The following is a 23127-nucleotide window of genomic DNA, read 5'->3' as shown; positions in this document are numbered from 1 at the left end:
CGATAGGCTGGCTCACCGTGCGCCCCTCACTCGATTCCTACGCCCATCTGGCCGGTGGCAAGGTCCGCGACCTCTACACGATCGACGACGAGCACCTGCTGTTGGTCGCGAGCGATCGCATCTCCGCCTACGACCACGTTCTCGGTACCACGATTCCGGACAAGGGCCGGGTACTCACCGCGATGAGTGTCTTCTTCTTCGGTGTGCTCGGTGGCAGCAACCATCTGGCGGGTGAGCCCGACGACAGTCGCATCCCCGAGGAGGTCCTCGGCCGCGCACTCGTGGTGCGCAAGCTCGAGATGGTTCCGATCGAATGTGTCGCCCGCGGTTACCTCACCGGTTCCGGCCTGATCGACTACAACGAGACCGGTTCGGTGTGCGGGGTGCCCCTGCCCGAGGGGTTGGTGGAGGCCAGCCGGCTCCCTGATCCGATCTTCACCCCGGCCAGCAAGGCGGAGCTGGGGGAGCACGACGAGAACATCACCTTCGACGTCGTGGTCGACAAGGTCGGTCAAGATTTGGCGATCAAACTGCGGGACGACACCCTGGACATCTACGGCAGAGCAGCCAACTTCGCCGCCGACCGTGGGATCATTCTCGCCGACACCAAGCTCGAGTTCGGCCTCGACAAGAAGGGCAACCTCGTGCTCGCCGACGAGGTCCTCACACCCGACTCGTCCCGCTACTGGCCGGCCGACGGGTACGAGGCCGGGAAGGTGCAGCCGAGCTTCGACAAGCAGTTCGTCCGTAACTGGCTCACCAGCCCCGAGTCGGGCTGGGACCGCGCGTCCGACACGCCGCCGCCGCCGCTTCCCGCGGAGATCGTCGCGGCAACGCGGCAACGCTACATCGACGCGTACGAGCGCATTTCGGGATTGTCGTTCGCGGAGTGGGTGGGCTGAGCGATGACCACCGAGAACAAGATTCTGACCCCGCCCGTTGCCAAGAAGGTTCCCACCGAGCGGGTCCATCACGGACACACCTTCGTCGACGAGTACGAATGGTTGCGCGACAAGGAAGACGCGGAGGTGATCGCCTACCTCGAAGCCGAGAATGCGTACACCGAGCAGGAGACCGCCCATCTGGCTCCCTTGCGCGACCAGATCTTTTCGGAGATCAAATCCCGGACACAGGAAACCGACATGTCGGTGCCCACCCGGATGGGGGAGTACTGGTACTACGCCCGGACCATCGAGGGTAAGCAGTACGGCGTGCAGTGCCGGACACCGATCACGGGTCCCGACGACTGGACGCCGCCGGAGCTCACCCCGGGGGTCGAACTCCCCGGTGAGCAGATCCTGCTCGACGGCAACGCGGAGGCCGAGGGTCACGACTTCTTCTCCGTCGGAGCCTTCTCCCTCAGTCACGACGGCACGCTGCTCGCGTACTCGGTGGACGTGGTCGGCGACGAGCGCTACACGCTCCGGTTCAAGAACCTCGTCACCGGCGAATTGCTGCCCGACGAGATCACCGGCACCGCACCGGGAGTTACCTGGGCGATCGACCACCGGCATGTCTTCTACCTCACGGTCGACGAGTCCTGGCGCCCCGACACCGTGTGGCGTCACCGGCTCGGCACCGCCCGCGAGGAGGACGTCGCCGTCTTCCGGGAGCCCGACGAGCGGTTCTGGGTTTCCGTCGGATCCACCCGCAGTGAGAAGTACCTGATGATCTGGGTGGGTTCCAAGATCACCAGCGAAGCCCGGGTCCTGGAATCGGCAAATCCTGAAGGTGAGTTCCGGGTAATTCTTCCGCGGCGCGAAGGCGTCGAATACGGCGTCGAACATGCAGTGGTCGCGGGCGAAGATCGTTTCCTGATCATGCACAACGACGTCGTCGACGGTGAGAAGGCCGAGAATTTCGTGCTTGCCGAGGCACCGGTGTCGGATCCGACGTCCTTGACCACGCTGATCTCGCATCGGTCGGATGTACGACTCGAGGAGGTCGACGCCTTCGCCGACCATCTGGTGCTCAGCTACCGGCGGGAAGCGTTGACCCGCTTGGCAATCTGGCCGCTCGGCCCGGAGGGGTATGGCGAGTTCACGGAGATCGCCTTCGACGAGGAACTATTCAGCGTGGGCCTCGGCGCCAATCCGGAATGGCAGCAGCCGACTCTGCGGATGGCGTTCACCTCGTTCATCACGCCCGGGCAGGTGTACGACTACGTGTTGTCGACGGGCGAACTGGCGCTACGGAAGTCGCAACCCGTGCTCGGGGACTTCGACGCGCGCAACTATGTGCAGCAACGTGATTGGGCCATCGCCGCCGACGGTACCCGGATTCCGCTGTCGATCGTGAGGCGTGCCGACGGTGCCCCGGACGAACCGGCGCCGACACTCCTGTACGGCTACGGCTCGTACGAGGCCAGCATGGATCCCGCGTTCTCCGTCGCACGGCTCTCGCTCCTCGATCGGGGAGTCGTGTTCGTCGTCGCACACGTGCGTGGCGGCGGCGAGATGGGCCGGCATTGGTACGAGAACGGCAAGACACTGACGAAGAAGAACACCTTCACCGATTTCGTCGACTGTGCACGTCACCTCGTGGACACCGGCCGCACCACTCCGAACCAACTCGTCGCGGACGGCGGCAGTGCCGGCGGTCTCCTGATGGGCGCAGTGGCCAACCTGGCTCCGGAACTCTTCGCAGGCATCCTCGCCAACGTTCCCTTCGTGGACCCGCTCACCTCCATCCTCGATCCGTCGCTTCCGCTGACGGTGATCGAGTGGGACGAGTGGGGTAATCCGCTCGAGAACCCCGAGGTGTACGAGTACATGCGTTCGTACAGCCCGTACGAGAACGTGGAGGCCAAGGATTATCCGGCCATCCTCGCGATCACCAGCATCAACGACACGAGGGTCCTCTACGTCGAGCCGGCGAAATGGGTGGCCAAGCTTCGGGCCACCAAGACGGGCGACTCGCCGCTGCTTCTCAAAACCGAGATGAGCGCGGGCCACGGAGGCGTGAGCGGGCGCTACGAGAAGTGGAAGGAAGTGGCGTTCGAGTTCGCCTGGGTGCTCCACATCGTCGGGAGGGCCTGACACCAGGTCCGCCCGACATGAGCGTCCTCGTTCCGGAACCATGGGCGAACTCGGGCCTGCCATTCGAGCGACAGGTTTAAGCTGATCGTCATCCTGGTTCCGACGCGACGAGGAGGTGACGCTCGTGACAGAGATGGCGATCGACACGGCGCGAGCGGTCGAGCATTTCGCGGCGATGCTCCGTGTCCCCACGGTGTCCACCCGGGGCGACGCGAACACGGACTGGACGTTCTTCGCGCGTTTCCGGAGTCTTGTCGACGAGTTGTACCCGCTGGTGCGGGAGAATCTCGACAAGGAGATCATTGCCTCGCATTCGCTCGTGTACCACTGGGATGTCGGGGTGCCCGACAAGCCGATCGTGCTGATGGCGCACCAGGACGTCGTGCCCGCACACGACGAGGGATGGACTCATCCACCGTTCGGCGGGGTAGTGGCGGACGACGCCGTCTGGGGGCGCGGTGCCATCGACGACAAGGGCGTGCTGGTCAGCATTCTCGAGGCAGTCGAAGGGCTGCTGCGCAGTGGTGTCGTCCCGGCCCGTGACGTCTATCTGGTTTTCGGCCACAACGAGGAGGTCGGAGGAGACGGCATTCCACAGGTGGTGCACACGTTCCGGGAGCGGGGGATCGTGCCGGGTGTGGTCATCGACGAGGGCGGTGGAGTTGCCGGCGACGCGTTCCCCGGAGTCGACGCGACGCTCGCGGTCCTGGGGACTGCCGAAAAAGGGATCCTCGACCTGCAGTTGACGGCGAAGGACCCTGGTGGTCACGCGTCGATGCCGGGGAGGAAGACCGCTACCGCCCGGCTTGCCCGCGCCATCACCCGCGTCGACCACCACAAGTTCCCGGCCCGGCTCACTGAACCCACCGTCGACCTGCTCACCAACGTAGGCGTCCATGCGAAAGGTCCGCTGGGCACGGTGCTCTCCCGGACCGACACCTTCGGACCACTGCTGGCGAGGGTGCTGCCGCGTGCCGGTGCACTGATGAACGCCATGTGCCGCACCACGGCAGTCGCTACCGTCCTGGAAGGCAGTGTCGCCAACAACGTGATGGCGGAGACGGCGCGTTCAGTGCTCGATATCCGCATACTGCCGGGCGACACCGTGAACGGCACCGTGGAACGGATACGGAAGACGATCCGCGACAACGACATACAACTCGACATCCTCGGCGCAACTGAACCGTCACCGGTGTCGCGGACGGACGACGAGGTGTTCGCCCGACTCCGGCAGGTGGTAGCCGATACCTTTCCCGGGGCGATCGTGTCACCGTTTCTCCTGGTCGGCGCCACCGACGCCCGACACATGGCCCGGATCAGTGAGTACGTCTATCGCTTCTATCCCTTCGAGCTCGACGCCCGGAGCCGGGCGCTCATTCATTCCACGGACGAACGCCTGTCGATTGCCGGGTTACGGAACGGGATCGAGTTCTTCAGCCGGCTGATCCGCGACTGGCGTTAACGGTCCGGTGCGTCGGCTCGCCGGCCGGTCGAGGTCGCGTCGGCGAGCACGTCCTCGGCCATCGCCACGAGTTCGGCGGCCACCCGATCGAGCGCCTGCGTGCTGCGTTGCGCTCTCGACAGCACGAGTGCGCCTTCGATCGCGGAGATCGACATGGTGGCGACGGATTGGGCACGGGACATCCGTACGCCGTGCTGCCAGAGTGAGGCAGCGATGGTGGCCTCCCAGGAACTGAAGGCTTCACCCGCCGCATCCTTGGCAGTGGGGCATTCGCCACTCGACAATGCGCCGGCGGCGACCGGGCACCCGGACGAGAAATCCGTCTCCACGAGTTCCCGGCGGAACAGATCGATGATGAGGACGAGTGTCTCGACGGGGCCCTTGTTCGAGAGGCTCTCGCTGATGAGCGACCCCATCAGGCCACCGGCCCGATGCGTGGCCTCCTCGGCCAGCTGACTCTTACCGCCGGGAAAGTGGTGGTAGATGGACCCGCGGGGAGCGTCTGCGTGCGCGACGACGTCGGCCAGCGACGTCGCGTCCACGCCCCGCTCGCGGAAGAGGGTGACGGCGCTCAGCAGCATCCGGTCGCGTGCAGTCGTTCGCCTACTCATTATGTCGACCAGCATAGCTCTTCGACCTGCTCCCGGAAGTCGTTCTCGAACTCCCTGCGGAAATTCGTGCGGAAACACGGCAACCGCCCATTGACTGTAACTAGTCGTAACGCATACTCTCGCCGCAGGAGATATGCAGTCCCGCATAACAGCGACGAGGAGTCGATTCCAGTGCCACACACCACGGCGGTTCATCCAGCCGCGCCTCGAACTACCGACAGCGGCATGAGTCGTCGAGCGCGCTACCTCGCGCTCCTCGTCATCTGCCTGGCCGAACTGCTCGTCGTTCTCGACAACACCATCGTCAACGTCGCGCTGCCCTCACTCGGCGTCGAGTTGCATACCGACATCAGCGGCCTGCAGTGGGTGGTGGACGCCTACACCCTGACCTTCGCGGGCTTGCTGCTCGCGTTCGGCCACCTCGGCGACAGATACGGGCGGCGGCGGGTCATGATGATCGGGCTGGCTGGTGTCGCCGTCATGTCCGTGGGCGGCGCCCTCGCGACCGATCTGGGGCAGGTGATCGCCGCCCGGGCCGCCATGGGTGTGTTCGCCGCCGCGGTGTTCCCGGCGACACTCGCGCTGATCATCAACATCTTCACCGATGTGAAGGAACGGGCGGTTGCCATCGCCGCCTGGACGGCAATGGCGGGAATCGCGATCGCGATCGGCCCGACCGCAGGTGGCTGGCTCCTCGAGCACTTCTCGTGGCATTCGGTGTTCTGGATCAACGTGCCGGTGGCATTGGTCGTGCTGGTTCTCGCTCGGCTCCTGATTCCCGAGTCGAAGACCACACACGTCGGCAGGCTCGACCTGCTCGGCATCGCCTTCTCGCTGCTCAGTGTGACCACGTTGGTATGGACCATCATCGAAGCGCCGCACCAAGGATGGGTTTCGGCGATCAGCCTGTCCGGCTACGCGATGTCGGTCGTGTTCTTCGCGGCGTTCGTGTGGTGGGAATTGCGCACCGACTCCCCGGTCCTCAACATGCAGCTCTTCCGCATCCGGCGTTTCTCGTTACCGGCGCTGGCGATCGCGGTTGCCTACTTCAGCATGTTCGGATTCCTCTTCATGATCACCCAGTACTTCCAGGGCGTGATGGAACTGACGCCGCTGCAGTTCGGGATCCACTCGTTGCCGTTCGCCGCGGCGATCGCCGTCGGCGCGCCGCTGGCCACGCTGATCGCGCAACGGATCGGCACCACCGCAGTCATCGTGTTCGGTCTCGTCGTCATGAGTGTCGGAATGTTCATCGCCGGGCAGGTGAAGGTCGAAACCCCCTACCTAGGAGCGGTGGTCGTCTCGATGGTGTTGATGGGGCTGGGACTGGCCATCGTGCAGGGGCCGGCCACCGAGTCGATCATGTCCTCGGTGCCGCTCGAGGAGGCCGGAGCCGGTTCCGCTGTCAACGACACCACCCGTGAGGCGGGCGGCACCCTCGGCGTCGCAGTACTGGGGTCGATCGTCGCTTCGGTGTATACGACCAAGGTCGGACCGCGCATCGATGCCATCCCCGACTTCCTGATGACGCCCTACGAGAAGAGCTTTGCGCGCGAAACGGTGATCAGTGTGCTCGAAATCGTGAAGCGACCCACCGTTCCCGCGTTCGCGCAGCAGAAGGCCGACCTCGTCTACGCCATGAAGGCGGCGTCGCTGGAGGGCTTCCAACTGGCCTCCTACGTCACCGTATCGGTCTCGCTGCTCGTCGCTGTTGCGGTGGCCGTCTTCCTGCCGTGGAAACCGGCCGCCGAATCCGTTCTGCTGGCCTGGAAAGAACCGTCCGCGAAGTAGTCGGGCCTCGAACAGAAGGAACCTCGTATGAACATCGTCCCCACGGGAAAGAACATGAGCGCCGACCTGATCGACGCACTGGAGCTTCCTTGCGGTCAGCGCTTGCCCAACCGGTTGATGAAGGCGGCACTCAGTGAGGGACTCGCGAACAAGGACCACGGTCCCGACCCGCGCCTCGAACGCCTGTACACCCGCTGGGGCAGTGGCGGCTACGGACTGGTGGTCACCGGAAACGTCATGGTCGATCGCAGCCACCTGGGCGAACCGGGCAATGTGGTCCTCGACGACGACCGAGACCTCGACGGGCTCCAAAGATGGGCCAAGGCAACCCAGGACGGCGGCGCACCCATCTGGATGCAGCTGAATCATCCCGGACGACAAGCAAATCCACTCGTCACTCGCACTCGCCCCGTCGCTCCCTCGGCGGTGGCGTCGAACATCCCGGGAATGACCACACCACGTTCACTGACCGAATCGGAGATCGAGAACATCATCGATCGTTTCGCCGCGGCCGCGGGCATAGCGGAAACGGCGGGATTCAACGGTGTCGAGATACACGGTGCACATGGATACCTGGTCTCGCAGTTCCTCTCACCCCTCTCCAATCAGCGCACAGACCGCTGGGGCGGCGACTCCGAACGGAGGATGCGGTTCGTTCTCGAAATAGTCCGCCGGATCCGCTCCGTCGTGGCACCGAGCTTCGCTGTCGGCATCAAACTGAACTCGGCAGATTTTCAGCGCGGCGGATTCACCGAAACGGAGTCACGCTCGGTGGTCGAGCAACTGTCCGTGGAGAGAATCGACCTGATCGAAATCAGTGGCGGCAGCTACGAATCCCCGGCCATGATGGGCCGGAACGCGAGCGTATCCACCAGTACGAGGCAGCGGGAGGCCTATTTCCTCGACTACGCCGCGTCGGTGCGCGAGGCGGCGGGTGACGTACCGCTTGCGGTCACCGGCGGATTCCGGTCACGCTCCGCCATGGCCCGGGCCGTCGATTCCGGAGTGTGCGACGTGATCGGCCTCGGCCGTCCGACGGTGACCACCCCCGACGCGGGATCGGCGCTTCTCGTGGCGGGCGGCGACCGAGTCGACGCCATCCCGGTCTCTTTCGGTCTGCGTGGCGGACTGTCCCGGATCGCGAACCTCCGGGCCCTGGACGGCGCCCTGGATCTGCAATGGCACACCGACCAGCTGGAGCGGCTCGGTGCCGGCATGGACCCCGACCTCGATCGGCCGTGGTGGAAGACCGCGGCGTCGATGATCAACCGGAACGGCGTCGGCGCTCTCCGCAGCAAGCGGGGTGGCTGACGGACATACGGTTTCCTCAGCGCAACGCGTACCGAATTTGCGGTCGTCCCGCCCGGCCGTACTCCGTGTGCCGGGCGAGGACGCCGTCGTCGGCCAGTCGTTCGAGGTACCGCCATGCGGTCACACGGGACACACCGATCGCGGCGGCCACCTCGGCGGCAGTCAGGGGTCCTGCTGCGTCCCGGATGCACGCGGAGACGTGGTCGAGGGTCTGCGGAGCCACACCTTTCGGCGAACTCGCGCGTTCATCCGAGGTGCGCAGGGCAGACATTGCCCGGTCGATGTCCTGCTGGCTCAACGCGTTACTGCCAGCAGGAAGTGCGTCCCGGAACTCGCGGTACCGTTCGAGTTTGTCGCGGAACGCGGCGAAGGTGAACGGCTTCAGCAGATACAACGCGATCCCGCGGGCCACCGCGGTGCGCACCAACTCGAGGTCGCGGGCCGAGGTGACAGCGATGACGTCGGGGCTGGGCCGGATCCCGCTCAGCGCGGCCGCAACATCGAGACCACTCGAATCCGGCAAACCGAAGTCCAGCAGGACGAGGTCGATCGGATCCCCGGTGCTGCCGGCTTCCGCCACGGCGCGCATCGCACTGCTGCCGTCATGGACGACGGTATGCACGGAGAACCCGGGCACCCGCTCGACATACGCACGATGAGCCTCGGCGATCAGCGGCTCGTCCTCGACGATCATCACTCGAATCACGAAGCCGCTCCGGCGATCGGTATCTCGACGACGATCATCGAGCCCAGTGACGGTTCGGTGCGGATCGTTCCCCCGTGGCGTGTCACGACCTGCACGACGAGGGCGAGTCCCAGCCCGCGCTGGCCGGATTTCGTGGAATAGCCACGGGTTACGGCCTTGTCGAACACCTCCGCGGGAATACCCGGACCACTATCCGCAACGCGCACGACCATCGACGAATCCTCCTCGCATACAGTGACTTCCACCCAGGGTCCGTCGGCCGTCTGCTCCGCAGAACCGCGCGCGGCGTCGATGGCATTGTCCACGAGGTTACCCACCAGCGTGACCAGTTCCCGCGCGGTGAGCGGCGTGACGGGACCCAGTGCGGTGTCCTCGGTGACGATCAAGTCGACGCCCCGTTCCGCCGCAACGCCCACCTTGCCGAGCAGCAGCGCTGCCAGTGCCGGTTCGTGTACCGCCGTCATCAGCCGGTCGATCAGCTCCTGGGACAGACGCAGATCATCCGTGGCGAACGCGATCGCGTCGTCGTAGCGGCCCAGTTCCACCATCGTGATGATGGTGTGTAGCCGGTTGGCCGACTCGTGGGCCTGTGAACGCAAGGACTCGGCGAACCCACGCACCGAGTCGAGTTCACCCATCACGCTTTGCATTTCGGTGCGGTCACGCAAGGTCAGTACCGTGCCGATGCGCTGTCCCTCCCATTCGACGGATTCACGGCTGACGAGGAGAACGCGGTCGGTGGTCAGATGTATCTCGTCGCGCGGCTCGCCGGTGTCCGACGGGGCGGGGGCGGTGGCCGTACGCAGCGACGGTGGCAGGGCGGAAACGGGCACCGGGCCGTCGGGTAGATCGAGTAGTCGGCGGGCCTCGTCGTTCACTACCTCGGCGGTCGCGTCGTCGCCGTCGGTTCGACCGAGAACCACCAGACCCTCGCCGATCGAATGGAGAACGGCGGCGTGGTGCTCGTACATACGCCGCAGTTCATCGGGCGCCATTCCGAGTGTCTGACGGCGCAGCCGCCGGCTCAGCAGGAACGAGCCGGCCGCGGACACCACGAGTCCGATTGCGGCGACGGCGAAGATAGTGGGCAGGCTCTTCGCCACCTGGTCGCCGATCTTCTCGCGGGTGACACCCACCGAGACGAGACCGACGATGCGGCCGCCGTCGTAGATGGGGGCCACCGCCCTGATGGACGGACCGAGCGAACCGGCGTAGGTCTCGGTGAACGTTTCCCCGGCGAGCGCACGCTCGATGTTTCCGGAGAACGTGCCACCGATGAGCTCCGGGCTGGTGTGCGTGAAGCGCGTGCGGTCCGGGGCCATCACCACGATGAAGTCGGTTCCGGTGGCCGTGCGGATCCGTTCGGTCTGCGGTTGGAGAATCGCGCTGGGGTCAGGAGTGCGCAGCGCTGCAACGGTTCCGTCGGACAGGGCCAGCGCCGTGGCCACCGCCGTCACCGCACGCCGGGTGCTGTCGTCGCTGTCGCGTCGCTGATCGAGGACGGCAAGCAAAGTTCCCGCAGCGATCACCAGCGTCAAGACCGCCAACTGCAGGAGGAACAGTTGACGCGCCACGCTCATGGGCCGTCTCGGCAGTGGTCGTCGCACAGCACTCTCCTGAACGTAATGAACACAAACTTCTCCAACCGAGCGATCGCTTACAAGATTCTCCACAAGACGTGATCGCGGTCACTACCCGGCTTATCGATCAGCTTGCCATTCGAACTGGAGGACCACCCCATGAGTACTGCGACAGGGAAAACGAAGAAACGCGACCGTACCCACTGGTTGTACATGGGGGTCATCGTCGCCGTGGTCGCGGGCGTACTCGTCGGATGGCTCGCGCCGGGGGCAGGCAAATCGCTCGGTGTCCTGGGCACGATGTTCGTCGACCTGATCAAGATGATGATCAGCCCGGTGATCTTCTGCACCATCGTGCTGGGAATCGGGTCGGTGAAGGCAGCGGCCAAGGTCGGCAAGGTCGGCGGGCTCGCTCTCACCTACTTCATCGGCATGTCGACCGTCGCCCTCGGCATCGGCTTGGTGGTGGGCAACCTCCTCGACCCGGGTAGCGGCCTGAACGTCAGCCCAGACACCGCCGGAACCGGCGCCCAGCTGGCCGAGAAGGCGCACGGCGCAGGCGGCACCGTCGAGTTCATCGGGTCGATCATTCCCACGTCACTGCTGTCCGCGCTCACCGAGGGCAACGTCCTGCAGACCCTCTTCGTGGCCCTGCTCGTCGGCTTCGGTCTGCAGGCGCTGGGTAAGCAGGGTGAGCCGATCCTGCGCGGGGTCGGTTACGTGCAGAAGCTCGTGTTCAAGATCCTGTCGATGATCCTGTGGCTGGCCCCGATCGGTGCCTTCGGCGCCATCGCCAACGTCGTCGGACAGACTGGACTCGGCGCAGTCGTTCAGCTCGCGACCCTGATGCTGGGCTTCTACCTGACCTGCCTGATCTTCGTCTTCGGTGTTCTCGGATCGATCCTGCGCGTCGTCGCCGGAGTGTCCATCTTCAAGCTCGTCCGCTACCTGGCCCGCGAGTACCTGCTGATCTTCGCCACGTCCTCGTCCGAGTCGGCCCTGCCCCGCCTCATCGCGAAGATGGAGCACATCGGCGTCGAGCGCACCACCGTCGGCGTCGTGGTCCCGACCGGATACTCGTTCAACCTCGACGGCACCGCGATCTACCTGACCATGGCATCGATCTTCATCGCAGACGCGATGGGCCAGCCGCTGTCGCTTCCCGAGCAGCTGTCGCTGCTGCTGTTCATGATCATCGCGTCCAAGGGCGCCGCCGGGGTGAGCGGTGCAGGTCTCGCTACCCTCGCCGGTGGGCTGCAGAGCCACCGCCCCGAATTGCTCGACGGGGTCGGACTGATCGTCGGCATCGACCGGTTCATGTCCGAGGCGCGCGCAGTCACCAACTTCTCCGGCAATGCCGTCGCGACGCTGCTCGTCGGCTCGTGGACGGACACCGTCGACAACGACCGCGTCCGCAAGGTCCTCGACGGGAAGCTGCCTTTCGACGAGGAGACCATGGTCGACGACGGTCACGGTGAGGTCGTCGAGCAGGAGAAGGCAACCCCTGCCCGCGAAGACGACTCCCGCGTGCTGCTCACCCACTGACACCACGAACGAACACGGAAGCGCTGTGCGCCCGGGCGGATCTCCGCTTGGGCGCACAGCGCTTGTTGTCGCTACGTTGGGTGTCATGACGACTCCTGTGCAGAACATTGCCATCAAAACCCTGGGCGGCGTGCCCACCTCGCTCGGCGAATACGACGGGCGCGCAGTTCTCGTGGTGAACGTGGCCTCCAAGTGTGGGCTCACCCCCCAGTACAAGACCCTCGAAAAGCTGGCGACCGATTACGCCGACCGCGGTCTCACCGTCATCGGGATTCCGTGCAACCAGTTCATGGGACAGGAGCCCGGGACTGCCGAGGAAATCGAGACGTTCTGCTCCACCACGTACGGCGTCACCTTCCCCCTGCTCGAGAAGATCGAGGTGAACGGCGACAATCGTCATCCGCTGTACGAGGAGCTGACCAAGGTTGCCGACGCCGACGGGGAGGCGGGGGACGTGCAATGGAACTTCGAGAAGTTCCTCGTCGCACCCGACGGCACCGTCGTGAACCGGTTCCGTCCGCGCACCGAACCCGACGCCCCCGAGGTCGTGGCCGCGATCGAGGCTGTCCTGCCGAAGTAGGCCCTTCGGGCTCGTGCGCCTTTCTGGTGGCCCAGGCGACCAGAAAGGCGCACGACCTTTGCCTGGCGTTCACCTTGGGCTGTCACCCTGGAAGTCATGACCGGACAGTTGCTCGTGTCGGTGTCAGGACTTCGACAGGAAACGCGCGACTTCGCCGCCGCGTTCGCCGAGGAGATGGACGCGCGGGGTGTGCCGCTGTCGCTGCTGGTCGCTCCGCGCCTGAAAGACAAATACCGCCTGGTCAACGACCCGGCGACCCAGGACTGGCTGCGTCTGCGCCGTTCCCGGGGCGACGCCGTTGTCCTGCACGGCTACGACCAAGCCGCCACAAAACGTCGTCGCGCAGAGTTCGCGGCACTTCCCGAACACGAAGCCCGACTGCGGTTGATCGCCGCCGACCGCGTGATGGAGCAGACCGGCCTGCGCACCCGGGTGTTCGCCCCGCCGCGCTGGCTGGCGTCGCAGGGTGCCGTCGCGGCCCTGCCTTCCGCGGGGTTCCGCCTCCTCGCGAACATGACCGCTATTCACGACCTCGAACGGGGGTCGTCCGTACGGTCGCGCGTACTGGGCATCGGCGAGGGGTTCCGGGCAGAGCCGTGGTGGTGTCGGGCGCTCGTCCACGGCTCGGGGCGCGCGGCGAAGCGCGGGGGAGTGGTCCGCCTCGCGGTCACGGCCAAGCAGCTGGGTACCCCCGGCCCGCGGCAGGCGATTCTCGACGCCGTCGACCTGGCCCTTCAGTACGGCGCGGAGCCGACGGTCTACCGGTGGCAGCCGCGACATCCCCGGGTGGGCGCCGCCTGACCCGTGAGTACTTCTTAACAGCGGGCGGTTGAGAAGTACTCACAGGGGTGTCAGGCCACCTCGACGCTCGATTCGCTGGGAAGGGTGCGGAATTCGGTTCCCGCCGGTGCCATGTCGGTGTAACGACCGTAGAAGATGCCGGTGGCCTGGTCGGCGATGATCGCCTGATGAATGGGTACGGCGACCCGCGGCGCGACGGCGCGCAGGTAGTCGATCGCCTCGGATATCTTCAACCACGGCGCCGCGGCGGGCAGAGCCAGCACGTCGACCTTCTGTTCCGGGACGAACAGCGAGTCGCCCGGATGCAAGAGCTGTGCCGGATCGCTGGAGTCGCCGAGTAGGTAAGCGGTGTTGTCGATCATCGGGATGTCGGGGTGGATCACGGCGTGCGTACCGCCGGTGCCGGTGACGTGGACGTTGCCGATGTCGAACTCGTCGCCGGCATGCACCCCCGTCCATCTACCGCCGAGCTGCGCCGCGGTTTGTGGATCCGAGTACAGGGCTGCGTCGGGGTTCGCCTCGACGAGAGCCGGCAATCGCTGCTGGTCGACATGGTCGGGGTGCTGATGCGTGACCAGGATCGCGTCGAGCCCGGTGAGACCCTCGAATCCGTGCGAGAAGTTGCCCGGATCGAACAGGATGGTGGAACCGTTCAACTCGACGAGGACGCAGCTGTGGCCGAAGTGAGTCAGTCGCATGGATTCGAGTATGCGCGCCCTCCGTCCGATGCGGGCTGCACACCGGTGGCCCGGTAAACTCCCTAGTGCCCGGTGTTCCACTCTGGGCTCGCGCACTACTAACGAGGAGCAGCACGTGGCCCGTGTCGTCGTCGAAGTCATGCCCAAGGCCGAGATTCTCGACCCCCAGGGGCAGGCCATTGCCGGGGCCCTGCCGCGGCTCGGGTTCGCTGGAATCTCGGATGTCCGCCAGGGGAAGCGTTTCGAGCTCGAGGTCGACGGCAGCGTCGACGACGCGCAGCTCGAGAAGATCGCCGAGGCCCTGCTGGCCAACACGGTGATCGAGGACTGGACCGTGAGGCGCGTCGAAGCATGAGCGCACGCGTCGGAGTCATCACTTTCCCCGGCACCCTCGACGACGTCGACGCCGTCCGTGCGGTGAAACTCGCCGGTGGCGAGGCCGTGAACCTCTGGCACGGAGACGCCGACCTCAAGGGCGTCGACGCGGTCATCGTCCCGGGTGGGTTCTCGTACGGTGACTATTTGCGAGCAGGCGCGATCGCGCGCTTCGCCCCCGTCATGGGCAAGGTCGTTCAGGCAGCTCAGGGGGGCATGCCCGTCCTCGGTATCTGCAACGGTTTCCAGGTGCTGTGCGAGGCCGGTCTGCTGCCGGGCGCACTCACCCGCAACGAAGGCCTGCATTTCATCTGCCGTGACGAGTGGCTCAGGGTGGAATCCACATCGACGGCGTGGACCTCGCGTTACGAGTCGGGTGCCGAGATTCTCATTCCGCTGAAGTCGGGCGAGGGCCGTTACCAGGCTCCCAAGAAAGTACTGGACGAGCTCGAGGGTGAAGGCCGGGTCGTCTTCCGGTTCGCGGGCGACAACCCCAACGGGTCTCAGGGCGCAATCGCCGGCATCTCCTCAGCCAACGGACGCGTCGTCGGCCTGATGCCACACCCGGAGCACGCCACCGAAGCTCTCACCGGTCCCAGCGACGATGGGCTCGGCATGTTCTATTCCGTCCTCGACAGCGTCATTTCCGCCTGACCTGGACGTTTCGCCCTACGCCGATGCCTTGTCGCTCTCGATGAGCGACTCGGCGTCGGCTTCGGTGTGCAGGGCCGTTATCGGCGTCAGTGCACCGATCTCATCGTTGATGCGTTCGGGAGCGTCGTGCACGCTGATGCACGGAATGCCTTCTCTGCGGACTCGCTGCAACATGGTGGCCTCTGAAGGAAGACAGAGCCCATCGAGAACGTCTTCGGTGGCGACCGCACACACCACCGGCCCGCCGGCGAATGTCCTGGTGGTTTCCAGCCCGTGGCCGGTCGCCCACACCCGCATCGCGGCCCAATGAATCACCTCGATGAACTGGGTGGGGTTGCCGATGAACAACAACCGCCGCACAGGATGCTTCACTCTCGACGTCACACGCCCCTCCGTTGTCAGTTGCGGCCCTCTGTCAGTTGCGGGTCTCTGTCAGTTGCGGTTCTCGGGGCTTCGTCCTGCGCGAACATCGCTTCGATCCGTGATTTGATCTCTTCGGTACTCATCGACGACCTGCGTTTCGCCGGGGTCGCCGTTGCGGGCGCGGTGTGCGTCTTCGGTCCGGTCATTGTCGGTATCGGCTCTCTCAACTTGCGTGCCGGTTGGCGAGCATGGGTGCCCAGGTCTCGTCCAGGGCGGCCGTCTCGGCGCCGTGGAGTCGACTGGCCTCTGCTACCGCACGAGAATCCTTCGCCGCGAGATCGATGAGCCGTTCGGCGGCGCGGCGAACATCGACGTGGTGCCTGCGCGCCACATCCATCAGTTCGTCGAACGCTGCGTCGCCGCTGTATCCGCGGCACTCGATCAAGATGTGCTCCGCCGTGGCCAGTACGTCACGCTCGGTGCGCTGCTGTCGTAGGGGCTGTGATCGTAGATCGACTACGTTGTGGGACATCGGTTCTCTCTTCAAAAGTGGTTGCAATCGAGCGCCGATCGAGGGATTGCCTCGACTCGATGCCGAATCATCGTGTGATAGCAGTATTCCCACTGAATGTCCGGTCGAATCCGGACGGAGACAAGTACATCGAGCAGCGAACAGAGGTGTGAGGATCCGACCGGACATTCCGGCCGATTCGCTGCAGGCGTCGTCGAGGTTGTGTGAGGGCAACATCGTCCACCGCGACACCCATAGTGTGGTCCTACCTTGCCTCGGGAAGGAAGGCGCGAAAATCGCGAAAGCCGAATGGGGTTGAGTCTCGAGTTTCCGCGCGGCGGCGAATCCCTGCGTCGGCTGCGTGCTCAACCTTTGCTCAGGATAGCGTGCCGCGCATGTTTCGGCAATGAAACTGCCGAGTAACGAGTGGAAATGTGTTGTCACTCAGCAAAGGGCATACCGTTGTCGCCTACTATTTCGCGGCTCGAAACACGACGATCTGCTCGCGGGACTGCCCGGGCTCGATGAGGCCGCGCTCCTCGAGCATCTTCCGCCGTCCCTCGAGAACCGGCCCGAAGGGAATTTCTGCCGTGGCTGCTAACTCGACCCTCAAATTCTGCTCTTCGAGCATCGTCTGGGTCTTCTCGATCCCACTGAGCGCGGATTGGGCGAGGAGGAGTACCCCACCGGGCGCCAGCACGTCCGGTGATTGAGCGCAGATCCTGTCGAGCAGGGCGCGACCGTTCTTGCCCGCGTCCCACGCCCGGGCAACACCTCGCGCGGGAAGGGCGTCGTCGTGTGCGGGAACGTACGGCGGGTTGGACACGATGAGGTCGAATCGCTCGGACCGGATCGACTCGGTGAGGTCGCCGCGGAGAACCCGAATCGGGAGTCTCCTCGTCAGCGCGTTGAGCCGGATGCTGAGCACTGCGCGGAGCGACACGTCCACCGCGGTGACCGATCCGGCACCGGCCTCAGCTGCCCGGACGCTCAGGGCGCCGGTGCCTGCACAGAGGTCGAGAACGCGTGAGGAAGGCCCTAGCTCCTCGGCTGCGATCACGTCAGCCAGCATCTCCGTATCGTCCTGTGGGCGATAGACTCCAGGAAGACGTAGCAGCATCTGGGCTCCTTGGTCGGTGAGAGTACGAGGTGAGTCCGAACTCTGTCACCGGGCACTCTCGGCAATGTCGAGTCGAACGGCAGTGTCGATTGGGGTCCAATTACCCGGGACGCGCCCGAATCAATCAGTTCCGTGTTTACGGCGCGCGAGCGCACCGTCGACCTGGCACGATCGACAAGGTGAGCTACAGCCAGCAGTTGCGGAATCTAGCGGCCCGGCACGGCGTGGCGACGTCGTACGAGGGATGGGACGAGCAACGTCACGAGGTCGGGGACGAGACATTGCGCACCGTCCTCGCGGCGATGGATGTCCCGGCCGACACCGACGTCGAGGTCGAGGATGCGCTGGAAGAGTGTGAACTGGCGCCTTGGCGGCGTGTACTGCCACCGGTCGTCGTCGGAGTGCAGGGCACCGAGGCACGCTTCGTCGTCCACGTGCCGCACGGCGACCCCGTCACCGTCACGATCGTCACCGAATCCGGCGACGAGGTCGCGGCGCGGCAGCTCGACGTGTGGGTCGACCCGCGAGAGGTCGATGGCGCCCTGATCGGTCGCGCGACTTTCGCCGTCCCCGCCGACGTATCCTCGGGGTGGCACGAGATCCGCGCGTCGACATGGAGCGACGGGACGGAGCCGTCCGACGCTACGTCCGAGTCGTGCACGCTCGTCGTCACGCCGGCCCGGCTGTCGACATCGGATTCTCTCAGCGACCGGCAACGGTGGGGAGTCCTTGCCCAGCTGTACTCGGTGCGTTCCCGGCGCTCGTGGGGTCTCGGCGACTTCGGGGACCTGGGGGACTTGGCCACAATCTTCGGTTCCGTGCACGGCGCCGACTACGTTCTGGTAAATCCGCTGCATGCGGCGCAACCGCAGCCCCCGGTCGAGGCGTCTCCCTACCTGCCGACCACTCGTAGGTTCGTCAATCCGCTGTACATCCGCGTCGAGAACATCCGGGAGGCCGCGTACCTGCCCCGTCCGCACTACGCCCGTATGCGTGAGGCGGCGGCCCGTTTCGAGCGGGCCAACGGCAAGGCCGATCGGATCGACAGGGACAGGTCCTACCGCGCCAAGCTTCGGACACTCGAGCGGGTGTTCCGAGTCGAGCGCAGCGCGAGTCGGCAGCAGGCGTTCGACGAATTCCGCCGCACCGAAGGAGACGGGCTCCGCGACTTCGCAACCTGGTGCGCCCTCGCCGAGAAATTGTCTCCGCGGGACCCGCGATGGCAGACGAAGGCTGCCTCGCCCGACACCGAATGGGTGCGAGCGCAACGCGACAAGCTCTCCGACCGGATCGAATTCCATTCTTGGTTGCAGTGGATCTGCGACGAACAACTCGCCGAGGCTCAGCACGCTGCCCGCGCGGCAGGCATGGACATCGGTGTCGTGCACGACCTGGCGGTCGGTGTCCAGCATGGCGGAGCAGACGCCTGGTCGCTCGCTTCCGCTCTCGCGGAAGGTATTACGGTCGGCGCTCCACCTGACGACTTCAACCAGCAGGGCCAGTCCTGGGATCAGCCGCCCTGGCGGCCCGATCGGCTCGCCGAATTGGGCTATGCCCCCTATCGCGACATGCTGCGCACCGTGCTCAAGCATGCAGGTGGACTGCGTGTCGACCATATCCTCGGCCTGTTCCGACTGTGGTGGATACCGGAGGGTGCAGCGTCACCGGCGGAAGGGACCTATGTCACCTACGACCACGAAGCCCTCATCGGGATTCTGGTTCTCGAGGCGGAACGCGCGGGGGCCGTCGTCATCGGCGAAGACCTGGGTGTTTTCGAGCCGATGGTGCAGGAGTATCTCGCCGAACGCGGAGTGCTCGGGACGTCGATTCTGTGGTTCGAGCGCGACGAGGACGGCCCCATTCCGCCCGAGAAATACCGTTCCCTGTGTCTGACTTCCGTGACGACGCATGATCTTCCACCGACTGCCGGGTATCTCGCGGGCGAGCACATCGAATTGCGTTCGCGGCTGGGCCTTCTCGAACGGGACCTCGAATCGGAGAAGGAGCACGACACGCGTCAGCGCGAATCCGTTCTGCAGATGGCCCGGGACCGCGGGCTGTCGGAGGACGGCGCGTCGATCGAGGACACAGTGAAGGCGTTGTACGCGTTGATCGGCCGGAGTCCCTCCATGTTGCTGGGAGTTGCACTCGTCGACCTCGTCGGCGAGCACCGCATCCAGAATCAGCCGGGCACGGGCGATGCCCAGTACCCGAACTGGAAGATTCCCCTGGCCGACGCCTCAGGTAAGGCGGTTGCTCTCGAGGACCTGGCGCGGGCCGACTACAGCTACGTCGAATGCGAGGCGGTCACAGCGCAAGGGCACTCCTGACTCTGGCCTGCGTCAACACATGCATTCCTTGACGGGGGCTGCGGTGATGCCTGAACGGGTGCCGCCTCGGCGGCTGGCGGGATGGTGAGAGCGACGGTCGCTGGCGACGGTCTCTGGTGACGAGTGTCCGGTGTGGACCGGTCAGAGCGCCCCGCTCGGGGCGCGGTATGCATCCCTGGGCGCAAAGCTCGTGAAAAAGTTGGCGAACCTGCAATTGCGGCAGTGATTCGAAAACCGGCGCCGGGGTATTCGGATTCTGTCACCGGTCGGTCAGGAAGTGCGCCGACGCCGAAAGAGAGGCGTTGGGTGCGAGTGCTGCCCCACGCCTCACCGCGGAGGAAGTGGGGTGCGCCGTGCTGATAGACGTTCCGCGGTTCGTCGTGGGGGTGCGACGATGAGCTTGCGACCACTCGACAGCGCACGATCGGACGTACCCGGCTCCAGCCGCGGTCCGTCGGTCGGAGTGGAGGAAGAATTCTTCCTCGTCGACGCGTCGACGAACCGAATGCTCGCGTGCAATCGGGAGGTCGTCGACAGTGCCCGAAGCCTGGGCGGCACGCTCGATCTGGAGCTCAAGACGAGCCAGGTGGAGACCAACACCCCGGTCTGCCGGGGAATGCGCCAGTTGTACGACCAGATCGCGGGGGCTCGCTCGGTTGCGGCGGCGGCAGCGACCCAGCATGGGGCGGCCCTGTTGTCCACGGGGGTGCCGCCGGTGTGCGGCGAGTTCTCGACGGTCACCGATGTACCCCGTTACCAGCGGATGGCCGAGCGGTACGGGTCTCTCGTGTCCGAGCACGAGGTGTGCGGTTGCCACGTGCACGTGGCGATCAGTGACCGCGAGACCGCGGTGCAGGTGTGCAATTATCTGCGGCTCTGGCTGCCGACTCTCCTCGCGCTGACCGCGAACTCTCCGATCCATCGAGGCCGCGACACCGGATTCGCGAGCTGGCGGGCGGTGCTCGGAGGCAGATGGGCGTGCTCGTGGGCACCCCCGTACTTCACATCGGCCGATCACTACGACTCGGTGGTCGGCGTGATGATCGAATCCGGGGGCATTCTCGACGAGGCGATGGTGTACTGGGACGTCCGCCCCTCCGCGCACCTTCCCACCGTCGAGGTCCGGGTCAGTGACGTGCCCGGCACTGTCGACGAAACGGTGGTCGTGGCCACGCTGATTCGTGCCCTGGTCGCAGCAGCGGAGCGTTCGGTACATGCCGGACGGCTAGCGCTTCCGGTGGCTCCCGAAGTGCTGCGGGCCGCATATCTGCGTGCCGCGCGCGAAGGCGTCAGCGGGCAATTGCTCGACATCACCTCTTCGCGGTTGACCTCACCTGCGCGCCAGCTGTCCTCGCTGATCCGTCACGTGCAGACGGAACTCGACGAGTTCGGTGAACGCAGCAGGGTGGAGAAGATGATGAAGAAGATCCTGTCTCAGGGCAACGGCGCTACGCGGCAGCGGGAGGCGTTCTCCCGGCGACAGGACGCGGCTGACGTGGTGTCGGTCGCAGCTCGCTGCACGCTCGCGGGTTCGTGGCCCGCTGCGATCCGCGAGCATGACACCGTTCATTGAAGACCGACACCGCACGCAATACACCACACGGTGACATCGGGGAAGGAAATCGACGTGGCCGAACGTAAAGCTTCCGTCTTCGAGGTGGAGCACGAAGTCGATGCCGACACGATCCGGAAGGCGCAGCGGGCGGTCGCGTCGCGATCGCGCGATGCCCACGATTGCAAGGATCTGTTGTCGATCCTCGGGATCCTGCACATCACACCGGCAACGGAGTGACACAGCGGCTTGCGCAGGAGCTGAAAACGTGTCGGTGAGCGGGGATAGGGTGCGCCCATGGCACTCGAACTCGGCATGATCACCTTCGACAGCACAGATCCCGGACCCCTGGCCACCTGGTGGGCGGAGCAGACTGCGGGCACCGTCGAGCAGGAGAACGACGGATGGTTCTATGTCGTCACGCTTCCGAACTCGCCGTACAAGCTCGCCTTCCAGAAGGTGGACGACCCCACGCCGGGGAAGAATCGCATTCACCTCGACCTGACGTCCGAGAATCTCGACGGCGAGGTGGGCAGACTGACCGCCGGGGGCGCGACGGAGGTGGCGCAACGTGAGATGGGCGGGTTCCGCTGGGTCACCCTCGCCGATCCAGACGGCAATCAGTTCTGCGTCTCGGGTCCCCACAGCTAACACCGCGTCCTGCATGATTGGCTCCATGCATTCCACTACGTGGGCCGACGCCCAGGGCCTGTGCACCTTCGTCGATGCGTCACCGTCGCCTTTCCATGTGTGCGCGACGGTGTCGATGTTGCTGTCCGGCAACGGATTCACCGAGCTGCACGAGACGGACTCATGGCCCGGCGAACCTGGCCGCTACTTCCTGGTTCGCGGCGGATCGCTCATCGCCTGGAGCACCGAGAGGGTCGGGCGGACGGCGCCGTTCCGCATCGTCGGCGGGCACACCGACAGCCCGAACCTGCGCGTCAAGCAGCATCCCGATCTGTGGTCGGCCGGGTGGCAGATGGTGGGTCTCGAGCCGTACGGGGGTGCGTGGCTCAATTCGTGGCTCGACCGCGACCTGGGTATCTCGGGACGCCTGAGCGTGCGGGTCGGCAACGTGGTGGAACAGAAACTCGTCCGCATCGACCAACCGATCCTGCGGGTCCCGCAGCTCGCGATTCACCTGTCGGAGGATCGCAAGGGAGTGCATCTCGACCCGCAACGACACCTCAACGCGGTCTGGGGTGTCGGTTCGGAGCGTCGATCCTTCATCGACTTCGTCGCGGACCGGGCCGAGGTGCCTGCCGATTCGGTGCTCGGCTGGGAACTGATGACCCACGACCTCGCGCCCAGTGCGGTGGTCGGGACGGATGAGGATCTCGTCAGCGCGCCGCGGCTCGACAACCAGGGCACCTGCTACGCCGGAACCCAGGCGCTGCTCGCCGCCGCCGAGTACCCGGCAGGTGATCACGTGCCCGTGCTCGCGCTCTTCGATCACGAGGAGGTCGGGAGTATGTCGGATCGCGGCGCGTTCTCGGACCTCCTCAACACCGTTCTCGAGCGCATCGTGCTCGGCCGGGGTGGCGGGCGCGAAGAATTCCTGCAGGCCATGGCCGGCTCGGTGTGTGCGTCGGGCGATATGGCGCACGCCACCCACCCCAACTATCCGGACCGCCACGAACCCGCACACCAGATCGCCGTCAACGCCGGGCCGGTCCTCAAGGTCAATCAGAATCTGCGCTACGCCACCGACGCGGCGGGCGCAGGAGCGTTCGCGCTGGCGTGCGATCAGGCCGGCGTGCCGTTGCAGAGGTATGTGCACCGCGCCGATCTGCCGTGCGGGTCGACCATCGGCCCGATCACCGCCTCACGAACCGGTCTGAGCACCGTCGACGTCGGTGCCGCTCAGTTGGGAATGCACTCGTCCCGGGAGCTGATGGGTGCCCGCGACGTGCGGGCATACTCCGACGCCCTTGCGGCGTTCCTCACACCGACAACCTGATGCCGGGCAGGCCGGTGAGCGCCAGGTCGATGGCGGAAGAAGGTGCCGGATAGACTGACGTACGGCTCGTCGCCACCCGGCTCACCGGCCGGCCCTGACTCCGGCTTGCCGCTCTTGACTCCCGTAGGGAAGGGAC

Annotated in this window: 22 protein-coding genes; 15 read left to right on the top strand and 7 right to left on the bottom strand. The window is 65.4% G+C overall.

Annotated elements, in window-relative coordinates; genetic code table 11:
- Positions 1-17: 17 nt before the first annotated feature.
- The 3 genes from HYG77_RS10190 (at position 18) to HYG77_RS10180 (ending at position 4500) form a co-directional block, all read left to right on the top strand.
- Positions 18-902, top strand: a complete 885-nt coding sequence (locus tag HYG77_RS10190; protein WP_109327135.1) for a phosphoribosylaminoimidazolesuccinocarboxamide synthase — start codon at positions 18-20, stop codon at positions 900-902.
- 3 nt (positions 903-905) lie between these two features.
- Positions 906-3038 carry a S9 family peptidase gene (locus tag HYG77_RS10185; protein ID WP_208962578.1) on the top strand — a complete coding sequence of 711 codons (2133 nt, stop codon included), beginning with the start codon at positions 906-908 and terminating at the stop codon, positions 3036-3038.
- Between the two features lie 133 nt (positions 3039-3171).
- Entirely contained in the window at positions 3172-4500 is a 1329-nt protein-coding gene (locus HYG77_RS10180) for a M20/M25/M40 family metallo-hydrolase (RefSeq protein ID WP_244461352.1), read from the top strand.
- Here HYG77_RS10180 and HYG77_RS10175 read toward each other — a convergent pair.
- Entirely contained in the window at positions 4497-5111 is a 615-nt protein-coding gene (locus HYG77_RS10175; RefSeq protein ID WP_244373577.1) for a TetR/AcrR family transcriptional regulator, read from the bottom strand. The genes HYG77_RS10180 and HYG77_RS10175 overlap by 4 nt on opposite strands.
- 225 nt (positions 5112-5336) lie before the next feature.
- Between HYG77_RS10175 and HYG77_RS10170 the strand changes: the two genes are divergently transcribed.
- Both HYG77_RS10170 and HYG77_RS10165 read left to right on the top strand, forming a co-directional pair.
- Complete coding sequence (locus tag HYG77_RS10170) at positions 5337-6902, top strand: MFS transporter (protein WP_109327141.1); 1566 nt, start codon at positions 5337-5339, stop codon at positions 6900-6902.
- Positions 6903-6929: 27 nt separating this feature from the next.
- Positions 6930-8213, top strand: coding sequence for an NADH:flavin oxidoreductase/NADH oxidase family protein (locus HYG77_RS10165; RefSeq protein ID WP_244373575.1), 1284 nt, complete (start codon positions 6930-6932; stop codon positions 8211-8213).
- A 16-nt stretch (positions 8214-8229) separates the two neighbouring features.
- Here HYG77_RS10165 and HYG77_RS10160 read toward each other — a convergent pair whose 3' ends face one another.
- Together HYG77_RS10160 and HYG77_RS10155 are read right to left on the bottom strand one after the other, a co-directional pair.
- A complete protein-coding gene (locus HYG77_RS10160) occupies positions 8230-8919 on the bottom strand; it encodes a response regulator (RefSeq protein WP_109327145.1) in 690 nt (229 codons plus the stop codon).
- The gene (locus HYG77_RS10155; protein WP_208962576.1) at positions 8916-10499 is read right to left on the bottom strand and encodes a sensor histidine kinase; all 1584 of its coding nucleotides are present in this window, start codon (positions 10497-10499) and stop codon (positions 8916-8918) included. Before HYG77_RS10155 ends, HYG77_RS10160 begins: the two co-directional genes overlap by 4 nt.
- Positions 10500-10658: 159 nt before the next feature.
- On the opposite strand from HYG77_RS10155, the gene HYG77_RS10150 reads away from it, so the two are divergent.
- From HYG77_RS10150 to HYG77_RS10140, 3 genes are all read left to right on the top strand, one after another.
- A complete protein-coding gene (locus HYG77_RS10150; RefSeq protein ID WP_159919599.1) occupies positions 10659-12044 on the top strand; it encodes a cation:dicarboxylase symporter family transporter in 1386 nt (461 codons plus the stop codon).
- An 85-nt stretch (positions 12045-12129) separates the two neighbouring features.
- On the top strand, positions 12130-12624 hold the full coding sequence (locus tag HYG77_RS10145; protein WP_208962575.1) for a glutathione peroxidase: 495 nt from the start codon (positions 12130-12132) through the stop codon (positions 12622-12624).
- A 96-nt stretch (positions 12625-12720) separates the two neighbouring features.
- Positions 12721-13425, top strand: a complete 705-nt coding sequence (locus tag HYG77_RS10140; RefSeq protein ID WP_208962574.1) for a DUF2334 domain-containing protein — start codon at positions 12721-12723, stop codon at positions 13423-13425.
- 50 nt (positions 13426-13475) lie between these two features.
- Here HYG77_RS10140 and HYG77_RS10135 read toward each other — a convergent pair whose 3' ends face one another.
- Positions 13476-14123 carry an MBL fold metallo-hydrolase gene (locus tag HYG77_RS10135; RefSeq protein WP_208962573.1) on the bottom strand — a complete coding sequence of 216 codons (648 nt, stop codon included), beginning with the start codon at positions 14121-14123 and terminating at the stop codon, positions 13476-13478.
- Between the two features lie 115 nt (positions 14124-14238).
- Between HYG77_RS10135 and purS the strand changes: the two genes are divergently transcribed.
- Positions 14239-14478 (top strand): phosphoribosylformylglycinamidine synthase subunit PurS, encoded by a 240-nt coding sequence (gene purS / locus HYG77_RS10130; RefSeq protein ID WP_109327158.1) that lies wholly within the window; start codon positions 14239-14241, stop codon positions 14476-14478.
- Positions 14475-15152, top strand: coding sequence for a phosphoribosylformylglycinamidine synthase subunit PurQ (gene purQ / locus HYG77_RS10125; RefSeq protein ID WP_159919607.1), 678 nt, complete (start codon positions 14475-14477; stop codon positions 15150-15152). The genes purS and purQ overlap by 4 nt, the downstream gene beginning before the upstream one ends.
- A gap of 15 nt (positions 15153-15167) precedes the next feature.
- Here purQ and HYG77_RS10120 read toward each other — a convergent pair whose 3' ends face one another.
- The 3 genes from HYG77_RS10120 to HYG77_RS10110 all read right to left on the bottom strand — a co-directional run bounded on the left by HYG77_RS10120 (position 15168) and on the right by HYG77_RS10110 (position 17146).
- Positions 15168-15536: a hypothetical protein gene (locus HYG77_RS10120; protein WP_162603183.1), complete on the bottom strand. Its 369-nt coding sequence runs from the start codon at positions 15534-15536 to the stop codon at positions 15168-15170.
- A gap of 202 nt (positions 15537-15738) precedes the next feature.
- Positions 15739-16047 (bottom strand): ANTAR domain-containing protein, encoded by a 309-nt coding sequence (locus HYG77_RS10115; RefSeq protein ID WP_159919611.1) that lies wholly within the window; start codon positions 16045-16047, stop codon positions 15739-15741.
- Positions 16048-16498: 451 nt separating this feature from the next.
- Positions 16499-17146 (bottom strand): HemK2/MTQ2 family protein methyltransferase, encoded by a 648-nt coding sequence (locus HYG77_RS10110; protein WP_159919613.1) that lies wholly within the window; start codon positions 17144-17146, stop codon positions 16499-16501.
- Between the two features lie 179 nt (positions 17147-17325).
- Between HYG77_RS10110 and malQ the strand changes: the two genes are divergently transcribed.
- The 5 genes from malQ (at position 17326) to HYG77_RS10085 (ending at position 22991) form a co-directional block, all read left to right on the top strand.
- The gene (gene malQ / locus HYG77_RS10105; RefSeq protein WP_208962572.1) at positions 17326-19476 is read left to right on the top strand and encodes a 4-alpha-glucanotransferase; all 2151 of its coding nucleotides are present in this window, start codon (positions 17326-17328) and stop codon (positions 19474-19476) included.
- Positions 19477-19870: 394 nt separating this feature from the next.
- Positions 19871-21049 (top strand): glutamate--cysteine ligase, encoded by a 1179-nt coding sequence (locus HYG77_RS10100; protein ID WP_109327175.1) that lies wholly within the window; start codon positions 19871-19873, stop codon positions 21047-21049.
- A gap of 54 nt (positions 21050-21103) precedes the next feature.
- Positions 21104-21268: a hypothetical protein gene (locus HYG77_RS10095; RefSeq protein ID WP_204164878.1), complete on the top strand. Its 165-nt coding sequence runs from the start codon at positions 21104-21106 to the stop codon at positions 21266-21268.
- A gap of 57 nt (positions 21269-21325) precedes the next feature.
- Positions 21326-21679, top strand: coding sequence for a VOC family protein (locus tag HYG77_RS10090; RefSeq protein ID WP_109327181.1), 354 nt, complete (start codon positions 21326-21328; stop codon positions 21677-21679).
- Positions 21680-21704: 25 nt separating this feature from the next.
- Complete coding sequence (locus tag HYG77_RS10085) at positions 21705-22991, top strand: M18 family aminopeptidase (RefSeq protein WP_109327193.1); 1287 nt, start codon at positions 21705-21707, stop codon at positions 22989-22991.
- The last annotated feature ends 136 nt before the right edge of the window (positions 22992-23127 follow it).

Origin of the sequence: Rhodococcus sp. ZPP (assembly GCF_017656075.1) — a bacterium.
GTDB lineage: Bacteria > Actinomycetota > Actinomycetes > Mycobacteriales > Mycobacteriaceae > Rhodococcus_F > Rhodococcus_F oxybenzonivorans.
The sequence above is the reverse complement of the archived record's forward strand: the minus strand, read 5'-3'. Positions and strand labels throughout refer to the sequence as shown.